Consider the following 12,777-nt stretch of genomic DNA (forward strand, 5'->3'; position numbering starts at 1 on the left):
CTGCCTTAATACTGTAAGTGGCGTGGGATAACAAAAGTCGGTAATGGCTGTGGCTGCCCGCCTTTGCCGGTACGGAAGGCTTTCAGCTGCATGACATAAGTCAGAATATGTGCCACGGCGATATACAACTGGCTCGGCACGGCCTGTTCCAGCTGCGTGGTATGGTAAATGGCCCGTGTTAACGGAGGCGAGTTCAGCACTTCGACATTGTTCTCACGGGCGATGCGCTGAATATGCTGGGCCATTTCATCAACCCCCTTCGCAACAACAAAGGGCGCGTCATACATTGCCGGATCGTATTTGATTGCAACGGCGTAGTGCGTCGGGTTGGTGATGACGACATCGGCCTGCGGCACCGTCTTCTCCACTTTTCGCCGGGCGAACTGCTGCTGAATCTGACGAATCCGTTGTTTTACCTCCGGGCGGCCTTCGCTGTTTTTAAATTCTTCTTTGATCTCCTGCTTGGTCATTTTCAGTTGCTTCATGTGCTCCCAGCGTTGATAGGGAACATCCAGCAGACCGAAGACAAGCAGGGCAACACCCATGATAAGAACGCCGTCGAACAGGATTTGCATAATGGCAACAACGCCCTGACGCAGCGGCTGGTTTTGCATGGCCAGCAGCTCAGCCAGATGAGCATCCAGATACAGATAAAGCAGCATCAGCAGCACAGTGACTTTCAGCGACGATTTCAGCAGCTCAACCAGCGAGCGGGTTGAAAACATACGCTTGATACCTGACAGCGGACTGATTTTTGAAAGCTTAGGCATCACGCCTGCCGGATAAAACAGCCAGCCGCCCAGGAGCAGGCTGCCGCCTATCGCGGCCAGTAAAATCACCATGAACAGCGGCAGCAGCAACTCAATCACAATGGCCAGACTCTGGCCCACGTGTTCAATTCCCTGCCAGGGCGACTGCAGATCATCACGGGTCAGTTGCATATTGAAACGGAAGACGCCGCTCATGGCGTCCCAGATGGTGCTGATCTGAATCGAAAAGAAATAGACCACAACCAGGAAAATTACCGCAGCAGTCAGATCTTTTGCACGGGGAATTTGCCCCTGCTCCCGTGCTTTGCGGATTTTCTGGGGCGTGGCCTTTTCTGTTTTGTCCTGAGTACTCTGATCACTCATATGCCGTTTCCTGCGACGTAGCTGGTCAGTGCCTGCAAAGTGGTATGAACAAATTGGGTGTAACGTGTCGGGACGCCGCTGATTGCAATCAGCATGCTGAACAGACCCAGTAACATCGTCATCGGGAAGCCCAGCGCGTAAACGTTCAGGCTCGGTGCGGCACGGTTCATCACACCAAAGCTGATGTTTGCCAGCAGCATCGAAATAATGGCCGGTAATGCCAGTGCCAGCGCGGAAGCAAACATCCAGCTGGCCATGGAAATGACCTGTTGAAGTGTGGCTTCACTAATCCCGGAGCCGACCGGCCAGACATGGAAACTCTGAACCAGAATATCAATCACCACTAAATGACCGTCCAGGGCCAGAAACAGCAGGGTGCTGAACATCAGGAACATCCGGCCCAACAGCGCAACAGACATGCCGTTTACCGGATCATTCATGATGGCCATACTCAGGCCCATCTGCATGGAAACAATCTGGCCCAGCATGGTCATGGTGGTGAAGAGCAGATGCAGAATAAAGCCGAAAAAGACCCCCCAGATCGCTTGTTCAAACGCCAGTACCAGTGCTTTGAGTGACAGGGGATCGACTGCAGGCATCGCCGGCATGAGAGGCGCAATCAGGATACTGATGGACAGGGCAAACAGCAGACGCACCCAAAGCGGAATGGCGCCATCGCCGAAGAAAGGCATGGCAACAAATGCGGCCCCCAGACGGAAAAATGGCCACCAGACTTGCCCGAGCCAGGCTGTGATTTGCGCGAAAGTGACATCCATCAGCCAATCATTCCCGGAATGTTGTGAAACAACTGCGTAAACAGGTCAATCAGTTTTCTGAGCATCCAGTGACCGGCAAAAATGACCATCAGCAGAGTGACCAGCAATCGGGGCAGAAAGCTGAGGGTCTGTTCATTGATTTGGGTCGCGGCCTGAAAGACCGCAACGACCAGACCAACCAGCAGGCCGGGCACGACCAGCACCATCACAATGGTGATGATCATCCAGACAGCATTTGAAAACAGGGTGACGACGAGTTCCGGTGTCATGGTTTTTCTCCTAGCCGAAACTTGCCGACAGTGTGCCGACTGTCATGGTCCAGCCATCGGCCAGAACAAATACGACCAGTTTAAAAGGCAGCGAAATAATCAGTGGTGAAAGCATCATCATCCCCATGGCCATCAGCACGCTGGCCACAACCAGGTCGATGATGAGAAACGGAATGAACAGCATAAAACCAATCTGAAAGGCTGTTTTCAGCTCGCTGATCACAAAGGCCGGCAGCACCACGGCAAAGGACAGATCTTCTGCTTTCTGATCCAGAGGCTCGTTTGCAATATGCAGCATCTGCTCAAGAGACGTTTGCTGGGTTTGTCTGAGCATGAAATCCTTGACGGGTTTTTCTGCCACAGAGAAAGCTTCCATCAGCGTGATCTGACCTGCGTCATAGGGCTTGAAGGCGTGTTCATACACATCAGTCCATACCGGACGCATAATGAGTAGCGTCAGCGCCAGCGCAATCCCCACCAGTACCCGGTTTGGCGGACTCTGCTGCAGGCCGAGGGCCTGACGCAGAATGGCCAGTACAATAATGATGCGAGTAAAGCTGGTTGCCATCAGCAGAAATGCAGGCAGTAAACTCAGTGCCGTCATCAGGAGCAGCACTTGAAGCTTGACACTGTATTCCTGATTAGAGGTGCCGTCTGAAACTGTCATCAGCGTCAGGCCACCCGTATCAGAAGCGAATGCCGGGTGTGAAGAAAGCGTCAATATCAGAAAACCGGCTAAGGATAGCCCGCCGGCGCGGGCTAAAACACGACAGAGACTGCGGAGCATTATCAGGATTCCACGGAGTTAAGCGGTGAGTCCACGATATCAATCAGACGCAGGCCGTATTTGTCATTGACCACAACGACTTCAGCGTGGCCCATCAGAGAACCGTTCACTTTGACGTCCAGTGGTTCACCATTGAGCTTGTCCAGTTCAATCACGCTGCCTTCACCGGCTTTCATCAGTTCGCCGAGAGAGACTTCGGTGCTGGAAACTTCCAGTGTGACCGTGACAGGAATTTTCTTGAAGAAATTAATATCTCTGGACGGTACTTCATCGTAAGGGATGAAAGGGGAGGCAGTACCGGATTCCTGACTGGCTTCAACGTCATCATCCAGCTGATCCAGATCCAGATCATCAAAGTTCAGATCGTCTTCGCTGAATGCGTTTACGTCAGTCATCTCATTCAAATCGGTCATTTTGGGGTCCTGTGTAGTTTATTTATCATTTAGAATCAGAACGAGTTGGCCATCTTTGTCGGCCACGCATCCGTTAAATAAATGCTCCTGGCCAATACGAACCGGAACATTAGTGAGCAGATCGATATTCAATACGTCATCAGGACGCAGTTTGAGTACATCGTCTAAAGGCATTTTTTTCTGGCAAAGGGTGGCGTGAAGAGTCACCGGCGTGCTCTCCAGTACTTTGCGGAAACCTTCGTCTAACTGGTCATTGGTATGAATGGCCATGTCATCCATCAGAGACTGCAACATGGTTTCATCCAGGTAGAGGGTAAAGTCAGCGGATTTTTTACGGTAACTGACTGTGAAGGTGGCCAGCAGCCCAATGCCATGACGCATCGCATCATCTGTCATTGTCCATTGCCCGCTCTCTGCAATCAGTGCACACAGACGTTCCAGCAGTCGCTGCTGTAAACGCAGGTCACTGGCAGTCAGTTTGTTTGAAGCATCGCTGATATGACTGCGGTCGATATCGGCGTTATAGAACTTGTCCGACAGCGCCAGAAGCATACTGATATCCAACTGAGCCTGAACCATGCCGCCAGTCTGATGGCGGATGACAGAAGCGTGCTCATCAAGATCGGCTGGTTGTCTGCTGGCCAGCTGAATATCCGATAGTCTGAAGCTCAGGTTTTTGTCTTTCACCCAGCGTTGTAGATCCTGAGTGATTGACGAATCTGCCTGCGAGAAAGTTTTTTGTAATTCTTCCCGAATGACATGAATAGGGCGCCCTAAATGTTCAACATTCAGTTTGGGGAAATGTTGAGCACTGTTTAACTCAATTTTTTTCATATGGCATATCCGTCAGAACTCATATGCAACAAATTAAGGTTGCGATTGTTATTTACTTCGAATTGGCTTTAACCACTATTAGTTCCGCTAAGTCTAGCCTGAGCTAATTCTTGTGTTTTAGTTATTGATTTTAAATTTGTGATGTTAGTCCACATGTTGATTATAACTTCATATACAGGGTTTTCTTATATATGAATTGATGAGACTTTTATGCCCGCTTTAAAAAGACGCACTATTTTATTCATTTGATATTGCTCTCAAGTTGCTGTTTTTGAAGCTATATCAAGTTAAATCAAACAGTGGGAGCAATGTCATGTCTGTGTCAATTTAGTGTCATTGGTGCGTCAAATATAAATTGAATCGAGATCACCTTAATCGAATTAAAGTGATTTTGAGCAAGGAAAAGATATATAGAAATAAAAAAGCAATTTGGTTGTTTAATAATTTTGGCTAAGTTGGTTCCTCGGACATAATTGAATTTTGGTATCACCAAAAATCTGAGAAGGGTAAAATGTTAATTTCATTCAACAAGAAATACACATTCTTATTAATTGCTCTTGCGGCGGGTTCTGTTGAAGCAAAAGTTGTTTCTACGCCAATGGATCTTGTCGAATGGAAATACCGGGGCGGTACGTTTCACTGCTCATTAAATCAGCAGGTGCAAAACTTCGGTGAAGTCGGTTTCGTGGCAGACGCGGGCGAAAATCTGATTCTTAAAGTGAAACCGATGCGTCCTCTCGCTCAGTTCGACCGCGCAGGTTTATACCTTCAGGATGGCCCTTGGGTTGAAACACCTAAGCAGACTTCCCTGAGCCCGGGTAAGCAGGTGGATCCGACGGAAGTGAGATTTACCGGTACCGGTGCCGTTGACACATTGCTGGATGGCATGACCGCGGGGCAGTGGGCAAGAATCGCTTTAACTTACCAGAACACCAATTCGCCGGTCGATCTGATGCTGTCCAGCGTCAATATGTCAGATGCATTAGCTGAATTCAGTGCCTGCCGTTCCCGCTTACCTGCAATGTCGTACCGTCAGGCAAGAGATATGGTGTTCCAGTACGAGATGGGACAACGCACCGTATCCCCGGAACAAAAGGAAACCCTGACTAAGCTGGCCGAATACATTCGCCTGGATAAATCTGTCAGTAAAGTGCTGATTGACGGGCACAGCGACATTGTGGGTTCCAACCTTGGCAATATTCAGGTTTCGAAAGTACGTGCGGATGATATCGCGAGTTTTCTTCGTGAAGCCGGTGTCAAAAATAATCTGATTCAGATCAGGGCACATGGCGCGCGTTATCCGATTGCGAACAACAAGACAGCACAGGGCCAGGCGTTGAACCGCAGGGTAACGGTGAGGGTTTTGCGTGCTGATAACAATGATAAAAGCAGGGTTCAGTAATGTTAACGAAAACGATTCAGCTCATTGAACCGGACAGGCAGCAGGCTCAGCAAGTTATACAGGTGCTGGAGCAGGCTGGTTATCAGGTAGATTATCTGACTTCCGGCAAAGCCGGATTGCAATCTCACCGTGCTGCTATCACTCTGGTCAGCTCCGCTTTACCAGATATGGCATTGACCGAGTGGGTTCGCTTCAGCCAGACCGTTGCTGATCCTCAGCAGCGCCGGATTGCCATCGCAATTGTTGATCAGCATGAAGGCTTGCTGGCTGCTGAAGCCATGAAAGCCGGTGCGACAGATTATCTTCTGAAACCTTTTGAACCTGCACAATTGCTGAGTCTGATCGCCCGCGTTGAAGCTTTACAGAAACCCATGTCAGATATTGTGGCGGAGTCCTGGCGCAGTAAACAGATTCTGCAACTGGCTCACCGCGCAGCCTGCACCCATGCCAGTGTTCTGATTACCGGAGAATCCGGTACAGGGAAAGAAGTGCTGGCTCGTTACGTTCATCAGCAGTCACCGCGCAGCAAAATGCCTTTTGTTGCGGTGAACTGTGCAGCCATTCCTGAATCTATGCTTGAAGCGGTGTTGTTCGGTCATGTGAAAGGCGCATTTACCGGTGCGACCGGCAGTCAGAGCGGTAAGTTTGAAGAAGCAAACGGCGGCACCATTCTGCTGGATGAAATTGCAGAAATGTCTCCTGCGCTTCAGGCCAAACTCCTGCGGGTACTGCAGGAACGTGAAGTTGAACGGGTCGGCAGCCATAAGACAATCAAGCTGGATATCCGGGTGATTGCTGCAACCAATAAAGACCTGCGTCTGGCCGTTCAGGATGGCACTTTCCGTGAAGACCTTTACTACCGTCTGGATGTATTGCCGCTCCACTGGCCGCCGCTGCGTGAACGTCCTGAAGATATTCTTCCTTTAGCAAATTTCTTTATCAGTAAATATCAGCAGGGCAGTGCCTGTCAGATGTCATCAGATGCGCAGCAAATGATGTTGCAGTACCACTGGCCCGGCAATATTCGTGAACTGGAAAACATTATTCAGCGTGCACTGGTAATGCGGCACGGTGATTTCATCACAGCTCAGGATCTGATGCTGCCTGTCGACACCAGCAAGGTTCAGGCTATTAAACCTGAATACATGCCGGTTGCGCCAGTCGCGATGGGGACTGAGCAAGGGCATATTGGTGCAAAAAAACAGGCTGAATTTCAGTATGTGCTCGATGTATTGAAACAGCATGAAGGCAACAGAACCATGACAGCAAAAGCACTGGGTGTAACGACCCGGGCACTGCGATACAAATTAGCGGCAATGCGTGAGCAAGGCATTGATATTTCACAAATTGGCTCAGCAGCATAACGATTAGGAGACACACATGCTTGCGACGAATATGACGCAGACAACAACAGCCCAGCAACTTATGCTGGAAAAAATGCAGCTCATGCAAGCTCAGGCCGGGCAGGATGTGACTGTGAAAGCCAACCCTTTAGACCAGCAAGTCAAGCCGCTTTCTTTTTCTTCAGCGATGACTGAAGTGCTTGACCTGGTGAATGGTCATCAGGCGGTTGCCAGCGCAAAAATGACTGCGGTTGAAACCGGCAAAAGTGATGATCTGGTTGGTGCGATGATTGCCAGTCAGAAGGCCAGTCTGTCTTTCTCTGCGCTGATGCAGGTGAGAAACAAGGTGGTCGGTGCGTTTGAAGATGTAATGAAGATGCCGGTGTAAGTTATGACCATGATTACTCAAGCAACGGCAGCTGAACTGACCGCATCTGACCGTTCTGAAAACTCTTTGCTGAACCGGGCGAAACAAGCCTGGTACAGCAGTCAGCGAAATCTGGTGCTGTCTGCGGCTCTGGCCGCAGTTGTTGCAGCCATTATTGTGGTTGCTTTGTGGACCTCAACACAAAGCTATCGTCCGCTCTACAGTCAGCAAGAGCGTTTTGATACCAGCGAAATTATTTCAGTGCTTGAAGCTGAAGGCATTCCATACCGTTTACAGGAAACAAACGGTCAGGTGCTGGTTGAAGACGGAAAAGTTGCTGAAGTGCGGATGCTGCTGGCAGCGAAAGGTGTCAAAGCCAAACTGCCAACCGGATTGGAGTCACTGCAGACAGATTCTTCTCTGGGAACCAGCCAGTTTATGGAAACGGCACGTTACCGTCACGGACTGGAAGGTGAGCTGGCTCGTACCATCATTTCTATGAATGCCGTGAACAACGCCCGCGTTCATCTGGCGATTCCGCGTCAGACTCTGTTTGTTCGTCAGAACGGTGAAAAGCCAACGGCTTCCGTCATGGTTGAACTGAAATCCGGTGAGGATCTCAAGCCGGAGCAGGTGGAAGCCATCGTGAATCTGGTGTCTGGCAGTGTGACGGGGATGGCCGCCGATCAGGTTTCAGTGGTTGATCAGTTCGGTCGTCTGCTGAGTGCAGACATTGGTTCTGAGACCAATGGCCGCATGAACACCAAGTATCTGGAATATCAGAAAAACCTGGAGAAACAAATTATCCAGCGTGCTTCTGACATGCTGACCCCATTGCTGGGTCCGAGCAACTTCCGGATTCAGGTCGCTGCGGATCTGGATTTCAACCGTATTGAAGAAACCCGTGAAATGGTTGATAACAATCCGGTTGTACGCTCTGAACACAGTATCGAAAATAACTCGGTCGATAAAATTGCGCTGGGTGTACCAGGCTCTCTGAGCAATCAGCCGCCAACGGTTGAAGACGATAAAAAAACAGACTCGCCGAAAAATACCAGTGAGCGCTCTGAAGTGAATCGTCAGTATGCCCTTGGCAGCAGCGTGCGTCATACCCAGTTCCAGCAGGGACAAATCAAAAAACTGAATGTTTCTGTGCTGCTGAACGATAAAGTGGCTCCAGATCAAAAGGCCTGGAATGATGCCCAGAAGGCTGAAATCAGCCAGATGATTTCTGAAGCCGTAGGTCTGAATAATGTCCGTGGTGACAGCCTGAGCCTGATGAGCTTTAACTTTAAGCCGCTGAGTATCGACCCGGTTGCGCCAATGCCTTGGTGGCAGGATACCGCGCTGCAACAACCGCTGCGTTACATCATCGGCGGTCTGCTGGGACTGGCAATGATCTTCTTTGTCCTGCGTCCGCTAATCCGTCATCTGACGGGTGTGGATAAAGCACGCCGTGAGATGGAAATTGCCAGCCTGCCGGATGACATCCTGAGTAAAGAACTGGATGAGAAGGCACAGGAAAATGAGCTGAACCGTCGTCTGTCTGACCGAGGGTTGAGCCACACCACCAATGGTCTGGACGCTGATGCTGAAATGATGTTGCCGCCTTCTGGTTCGCCTCTGCACATCCAGCTGAAGCACCTGACACTGATTGCCAGCGAAGAGCCACAGCGTGTTGCTGAAGTCCTCAAACAATGGGTGAATGGAAATGAGCAAAACCGAGACAACTAATCCGGCAGACATGCAAACCCTGAGCAGTGTGGATAAAACAGCACTGGTTCTGCTGGGGATGGGAGAGGACGCAGCCGCGCAGGTGCTGCGTTACTTCTCCCGCGAAGAAGTACAACGCGTCACCCGTTCAATGGCCAAACTGACCGGGATTAAAAGTGAAAATGCCAAAGTTGTGATTCAGCGCTTTTTTGATGATTTTCGTGCCCACAGTGGTATCCGGGGTGCTTCGAAAGATTATCTGTCGAATACCCTGTCGAAAGCGTTGGGGAATGATCTGGCAAAAGGTGTACTGAACAGTATTTATGGCGATGAACTGCGGAACAATATGCAGCGTCTGCAGTGGGTCGACACTGACGTCATTGCGAAGTTCATCAGTCAGGAACACCCGCAGATGCAGGCCATTTTCCTGGCTTATCTGCCGCCGGAAACATCGTCTGAAGTACTGGCGAAACTGCCGTCGGAGCAGCATGATGAGCTGATTTACCGGGTGGCACGCCTGAATGAGATTGATCATGAAATCGCGCAGGATCTGCATCAGCTGATCGACCGTTGTATCCAGCAGGTGTCTGGCGGACATGGTGCGTCGGTGATGGGTGCCAAGCAGGCTGCTGACATTATCAACCGCTTTGAAGGTGATCGTGCTCAGTTGATGGAAATGCTGAAGCTGCACGACGAGAAAGTGGTCAGCGAGATCGAAGAGAACATGTTCGACTTCGTGATTCTTGCCCGTCAGCGCGAAGCAACCATGGACCGTCTGGTTCAGGAAATTTCAATCGATATGTGGGCAACCGCACTCAAAGGTGCAGATCTCAAACTGCAGATGGCGATCAAACAGTCGATGCCACAACGGATGGCAAACTCGCTGGACGACGAAATGGCCATGCGTGGTGCCATGCCGCTCTCCCGTGTTGAGAAGGCTCGTCAGGAGATCATGCAGATCGTCCGTGAACTGGCTGATGCCGGTGAAATCGAACTGAGTCTGTACCAGGAACAAACAGTGGAGTAAGCGATGCGTTCAGTTAAAGTGATGCGCCTGAATCCGGGTGAATACCGCTCTCATCGTTTTCCTCCGATGGTCAAGCCAATGATTCAGGGCACCGATGATGAATCTCAGGACCTGAATCATCTGGCTGAAGAGCCTCAGTTTAATGCCCAGGAGCATCAGGCTGCGTTGCAGAAACGTCTGGAAGATGGTTTCCAGCAGGGGTTGCAGCAGGGTCATGAAGAAGGTCTTCGTCAGGGCGTAGAGCAGGGCCGCCAGCAGGGTTTCAATCTGGGGCAGCAGGATGGCTTTCAGCAAGGTTATGCCAAAGGTGAAAGCCAGGGCCGTGATAAGTATGAATCTGTGATGGCCCCGCTGCATGCGCTGCAGGCGCATATTCAGCAATGGCAGGACGAGCGTGAGCACGCACAGCGTGAGCAGATTTGCTCCCTGGTTCAGAAAGTCGCTCAGCAGGTCATTCGTGCCGAGCTGACACTAATGCCGCAGCAGATCCTGGCGCTGGTCGATGAGACGCTCGATAGCATGCCCGGAAACACGGACAAGGTGATTGTGCACCTGAACCCGCAGGATCTGGAGCGGATCAACAACCTGAATCCGAAGCTGCATCCGAGCTGGAAACTGGTAGCGGATAAAGAAATGCCGATCGGCGGTGTGCAGCTGGTGACTGACCAGGCTGAAGCAGACGCCAGCAGCGATGCACGGCTGGAAGCCTGTATGGAAACCCTCCGTGAACATCTTCTGGAATCCACAAATGGTTCGCAATTAGTGACCGATGTGAAGTCAGAAGAGGTATCTGCCACAGAGCGTGTGGAGGAAGTCAGTGAGTGACAGCGCATTTCATGAACGTATGAATGATGCGATTGCGTCGATGTCATCCATACCGATTGCCCGGGTGACCGGGCGGTTGGTGAAAGTCAACGGTCTGATGCTTCAGGCCGTTGGCTGCAAATTCAGACTGGAACAACGCTGTCTGGTCGAAACCGATGACGGAGAAGCAATCGAAGCTCAGGTCGTTGGTTTTGACCGGGATGTCGCATATCTGATGCCGGTACGCCAGCTGGGCGGTTTATATGCCGGCGCCAAAGTCATTCCGCTTGATGGCGACAGTACAGTTGCATTGGGCGAGCATTGGCTCGGCAGGGTCGTGAATGGCCTTGGCGAGCCTTTTGACGATCTGGGCCCACTGAAAGGGGGCGAGAAAGTTTCTCTCAATCCTCAGCCGATTAACCCGATGAAGCGCCGGATGGTCGATACCCCCTTAGATGTGGGTATTCGCGCCATGAACGGCCTGCTGACGCTGGGTAAAGGTCAGCGCATCGGTCTGATGGCCGGCAGTGGTGTAGGTAAGAGTGTGCTGATGGGCATGATCACCAAAAACACCAAAGCCGACATTGTCGTGGTCGGACTGATTGGTGAACGGGGGCGTGAGGTTCGGGAGTTTATTGAGCGGAATCTGGGTGAAGAAGGGATGAAGCGTGCGGTGGTGATTGCTGCGCCTGCGGATGAATCTCCTCTGATGCGCCTGCGCGCGACCAAGCTTTGCCATCGTGTTGCCGAATATTTCCGGGATAAAGGGAAAGACGTCCTGTTGTTGATGGATTCGCTAACCCGTTATGCCATGGCGCAGCGTGAAATTGCTTTGTCTCTGGGCGAACCACCGGCTTCCCGGGGTTATCCGCCTTCAGTCTTTGGTCAGTTACCGCAATTACTGGAACGTGCCGGTAACGGTGAACACCCGGACGGCAGTCTGACGGCTATTTATACCGTTCTGGCGGACGGGGATGATCAGCAGGATCCTGTGGTCGACTCTGCCCGGGCTATTCTGGATGGCCATGTGGTGTTGTCGCGTTCACTGGCAGAGCAGGGGCACTATCCGGCGATTGATATTAATGCATCGATCAGCCGCTGTATGAGCAGTTGTACCGAAACTTCGCATGTTACGGTGGCAAACCGTTTTCGACAGCTGAATGCGAATTATCTTCAGGTGAAAGAATTGCTGCCGCTGGGTGGTTATCAGCCAGGGCAGGATCCTGAACTGGATCTGTCGGTGCGGATGTTCCCGTTACTGAAAGACTTTTTGGTTCAGCAGGTGGATGAAGTGACGGATTACCAGCAGTCGCTGGTTCGTCTGGCCGAATTATTTACCCAGACACAGCAAGGTTGACAAGGAGCGGGCAATGAAAGGAAAACTGAAAGCTGTCAGCCAGCTTCAGCAAATTGCTGAGCAGCAGCGAGACCGTCAGGGCCAGGATTTAGCCCGTCAGCAAGAGCAGGTTGGTTTCTTTGCTCAACAGTTGGAAGCACTGGCTGACTTAAAATCCGGCAGTCTTCCGGAAGGAGTCGGCGGGGTCAACCCGATTGCATTGCAAAACACCACGCAAGTCAATGCAATGCTCAATCGCCTGATCGCTCATCAGCAGCACGAAATGGCGCTGATGCATGCAGAAAGTCAGCGGACCAAAAAAGCGCTGGAGCAAAGCCAGATCAAAGTGAAAGGTCTGGAAACCGTCATGGAACGCTGGAAAGCTAAACAACGGTATGAGCAGGCCAGAAAAGAGCAAAAGTTTATTGAAGATTTGATCAACGCCAGATACAAACGTCCATCCATCTAAAAAGCGCCCTCGGGCGCTTTTTATTAAGGTTCTTCAAGGTCGATGATGGGTTATCTTATTGATTTAAAGTGATAATTAATCATGTTAATTGTCACTAAGGTCTA

General features: G+C 50.9%; 14 protein-coding genes. 8 read left to right on the forward strand and 6 right to left on the reverse strand.

All coding sequences use genetic code 11. The annotated features are described in order from the left end of the window. Positions 1 to 5: 5 nt before the first annotated feature. The 6 genes from flhB to ACYP03_RS10180 form a co-directional block, all read right to left on the reverse strand. Complete coding sequence (gene flhB / locus ACYP03_RS10155; RefSeq protein WP_248139918.1) at positions 6 to 1,133, reverse strand: flagellar biosynthesis protein FlhB; 1,128 nt, start codon at positions 1,131 to 1,133, stop codon at positions 6 to 8. Continuing rightward, a complete protein-coding gene (fliR, locus tag ACYP03_RS10160) occupies positions 1,130 to 1,909 on the reverse strand; it encodes a flagellar biosynthetic protein FliR (protein WP_248139920.1) in 780 nt (259 codons plus the stop codon). The genes flhB and fliR overlap by 4 nt, the downstream gene beginning before the upstream one ends. Continuing rightward, the gene (gene fliQ, locus ACYP03_RS10165; protein ID WP_459779563.1) at positions 1,909 to 2,178 is read right to left on the reverse strand and encodes a flagellar biosynthesis protein FliQ; all 270 of its coding nucleotides are present in this window, start codon (positions 2,176 to 2,178) and stop codon (positions 1,909 to 1,911) included. Before fliQ ends, fliR begins: the two co-directional genes overlap by 1 nt. A gap of 10 nt (positions 2,179 to 2,188) precedes the next feature. After that, on the reverse strand, positions 2,189 to 2,845 hold the full coding sequence (gene fliP, locus ACYP03_RS10170) for a flagellar type III secretion system pore protein FliP (RefSeq protein WP_371929399.1): 657 nt from the start codon (positions 2,843 to 2,845) through the stop codon (positions 2,189 to 2,191). A gap of 122 nt (positions 2,846 to 2,967) precedes the next feature. Further along, complete coding sequence (fliN, locus tag ACYP03_RS10175; RefSeq protein ID WP_371929400.1) at positions 2,968 to 3,369, reverse strand: flagellar motor switch protein FliN; 402 nt, start codon at positions 3,367 to 3,369, stop codon at positions 2,968 to 2,970. A 27-nt stretch (positions 3,370 to 3,396) separates the two neighbouring features. After that, positions 3,397 to 4,212: a FliM/FliN family flagellar motor switch protein gene (locus ACYP03_RS10180; protein ID WP_248139929.1), complete on the reverse strand. Its 816-nt coding sequence runs from the start codon at positions 4,210 to 4,212 to the stop codon at positions 3,397 to 3,399. A 511-nt stretch (positions 4,213 to 4,723) separates the two neighbouring features. Between ACYP03_RS10180 and ACYP03_RS10185 the strand changes: the two genes are divergently transcribed. From ACYP03_RS10185 to fliJ, 8 genes are read left to right on the forward strand one after another with little or no spacing between them, the layout of a single operon-like run. Then, on the forward strand, positions 4,724 to 5,614 hold the full coding sequence (locus ACYP03_RS10185; protein ID WP_459779566.1) for a MotY family protein: 891 nt from the start codon (positions 4,724 to 4,726) through the stop codon (positions 5,612 to 5,614). Further along, positions 5,614 to 6,978 (forward strand): sigma-54-dependent transcriptional regulator, encoded by a 1,365-nt coding sequence (locus ACYP03_RS10190; protein WP_248139933.1) that lies wholly within the window; start codon positions 5,614 to 5,616, stop codon positions 6,976 to 6,978. Before ACYP03_RS10185 ends, ACYP03_RS10190 begins: the two co-directional genes overlap by 1 nt. A 16-nt stretch (positions 6,979 to 6,994) precedes the next feature. Continuing rightward, the gene (gene fliE, locus ACYP03_RS10195; protein ID WP_248139935.1) at positions 6,995 to 7,345 is read left to right on the forward strand and encodes a flagellar hook-basal body complex protein FliE; all 351 of its coding nucleotides are present in this window, start codon (positions 6,995 to 6,997) and stop codon (positions 7,343 to 7,345) included. A 3-nt stretch (positions 7,346 to 7,348) separates the two neighbouring features. Then, complete coding sequence (gene fliF / locus ACYP03_RS10200) at positions 7,349 to 9,058, forward strand: flagellar basal-body MS-ring/collar protein FliF (RefSeq protein ID WP_248139937.1); 1,710 nt, start codon at positions 7,349 to 7,351, stop codon at positions 9,056 to 9,058. After that, positions 9,036 to 10,064, forward strand: a complete 1,029-nt coding sequence (locus tag ACYP03_RS10205) for a flagellar motor switch protein FliG (protein WP_248139939.1) — start codon at positions 9,036 to 9,038, stop codon at positions 10,062 to 10,064. The genes fliF and ACYP03_RS10205 overlap by 23 nt, the downstream gene beginning before the upstream one ends. 3 nt (positions 10,065 to 10,067) lie before the next feature. After that, positions 10,068 to 10,889 carry a flagellar assembly protein FliH gene (fliH, locus tag ACYP03_RS10210; protein ID WP_459779570.1) on the forward strand — a complete coding sequence of 274 codons (822 nt, stop codon included), beginning with the start codon at positions 10,068 to 10,070 and terminating at the stop codon, positions 10,887 to 10,889. A gap of 19 nt (positions 10,890 to 10,908) precedes the next feature. Then, positions 10,909 to 12,225 (forward strand): flagellar protein export ATPase FliI, encoded by a 1,317-nt coding sequence (gene fliI, locus ACYP03_RS10215; RefSeq protein WP_459779848.1) that lies wholly within the window; start codon positions 10,909 to 10,911, stop codon positions 12,223 to 12,225. 13 nt (positions 12,226 to 12,238) lie between these two features. After that, positions 12,239 to 12,673 carry a flagellar export protein FliJ gene (gene fliJ / locus ACYP03_RS10220; RefSeq protein ID WP_248139943.1) on the forward strand — a complete coding sequence of 145 codons (435 nt, stop codon included), beginning with the start codon at positions 12,239 to 12,241 and terminating at the stop codon, positions 12,671 to 12,673. The last annotated feature ends 104 nt before the right edge of the window (positions 12,674 to 12,777 follow it).

The organism is Photobacterium sp. R1, assembly GCF_054600795.1.

Excerpts from the sequence above, each read along its gene's own strand:
- flhB (WP_248139918.1), bottom strand. The coding sequence starts at position 1,133 with ATGAGTGATCAGAGTACTCAGGACAAAACAGAAAAGGCCACGCCCCAG.
- fliR (WP_248139920.1), bottom strand. The coding sequence starts at position 1,909 with ATGGATGTCACTTTCGCGCAAATCACAGCCTGGCTCGGGCAAGTCTGG.
- fliQ (WP_459779563.1), bottom strand. The coding sequence starts at position 2,178 with ATGACACCGGAACTCGTCGTCACCCTGTTTTCAAATGCTGTCTGGATG.
- fliP (WP_371929399.1), bottom strand. The coding sequence starts at position 2,845 with ATGACAGTTTCAGACGGCACCTCTAATCAGGAATACAGTGTCAAGCTT.
- ACYP03_RS10180 (WP_248139929.1), bottom strand. The coding sequence starts at position 4,212 with ATGAAAAAAATTGAGTTAAACAGTGCTCAACATTTCCCCAAACTGAAT.
- ACYP03_RS10185 (WP_459779566.1), top strand. The coding sequence starts at position 4,724 with ATGTTAATTTCATTCAACAAGAAATACACATTCTTATTAATTGCTCTT.
- ACYP03_RS10190 (WP_248139933.1), top strand. The coding sequence starts at position 5,614 with ATGTTAACGAAAACGATTCAGCTCATTGAACCGGACAGGCAGCAGGCT.
- fliE (WP_248139935.1), top strand. The coding sequence starts at position 6,995 with ATGCTTGCGACGAATATGACGCAGACAACAACAGCCCAGCAACTTATG.
- fliF (WP_248139937.1), top strand. The coding sequence starts at position 7,349 with ATGACCATGATTACTCAAGCAACGGCAGCTGAACTGACCGCATCTGAC.
- ACYP03_RS10205 (WP_248139939.1), top strand. The coding sequence starts at position 9,036 with ATGAGCAAAACCGAGACAACTAATCCGGCAGACATGCAAACCCTGAGC.
- fliH (WP_459779570.1), top strand. The coding sequence starts at position 10,068 with ATGCGTTCAGTTAAAGTGATGCGCCTGAATCCGGGTGAATACCGCTCT.
- fliI (WP_459779848.1), top strand. The coding sequence starts at position 10,909 with ATGAATGATGCGATTGCGTCGATGTCATCCATACCGATTGCCCGGGTG.
- fliJ (WP_248139943.1), top strand. The coding sequence starts at position 12,239 with ATGAAAGGAAAACTGAAAGCTGTCAGCCAGCTTCAGCAAATTGCTGAG.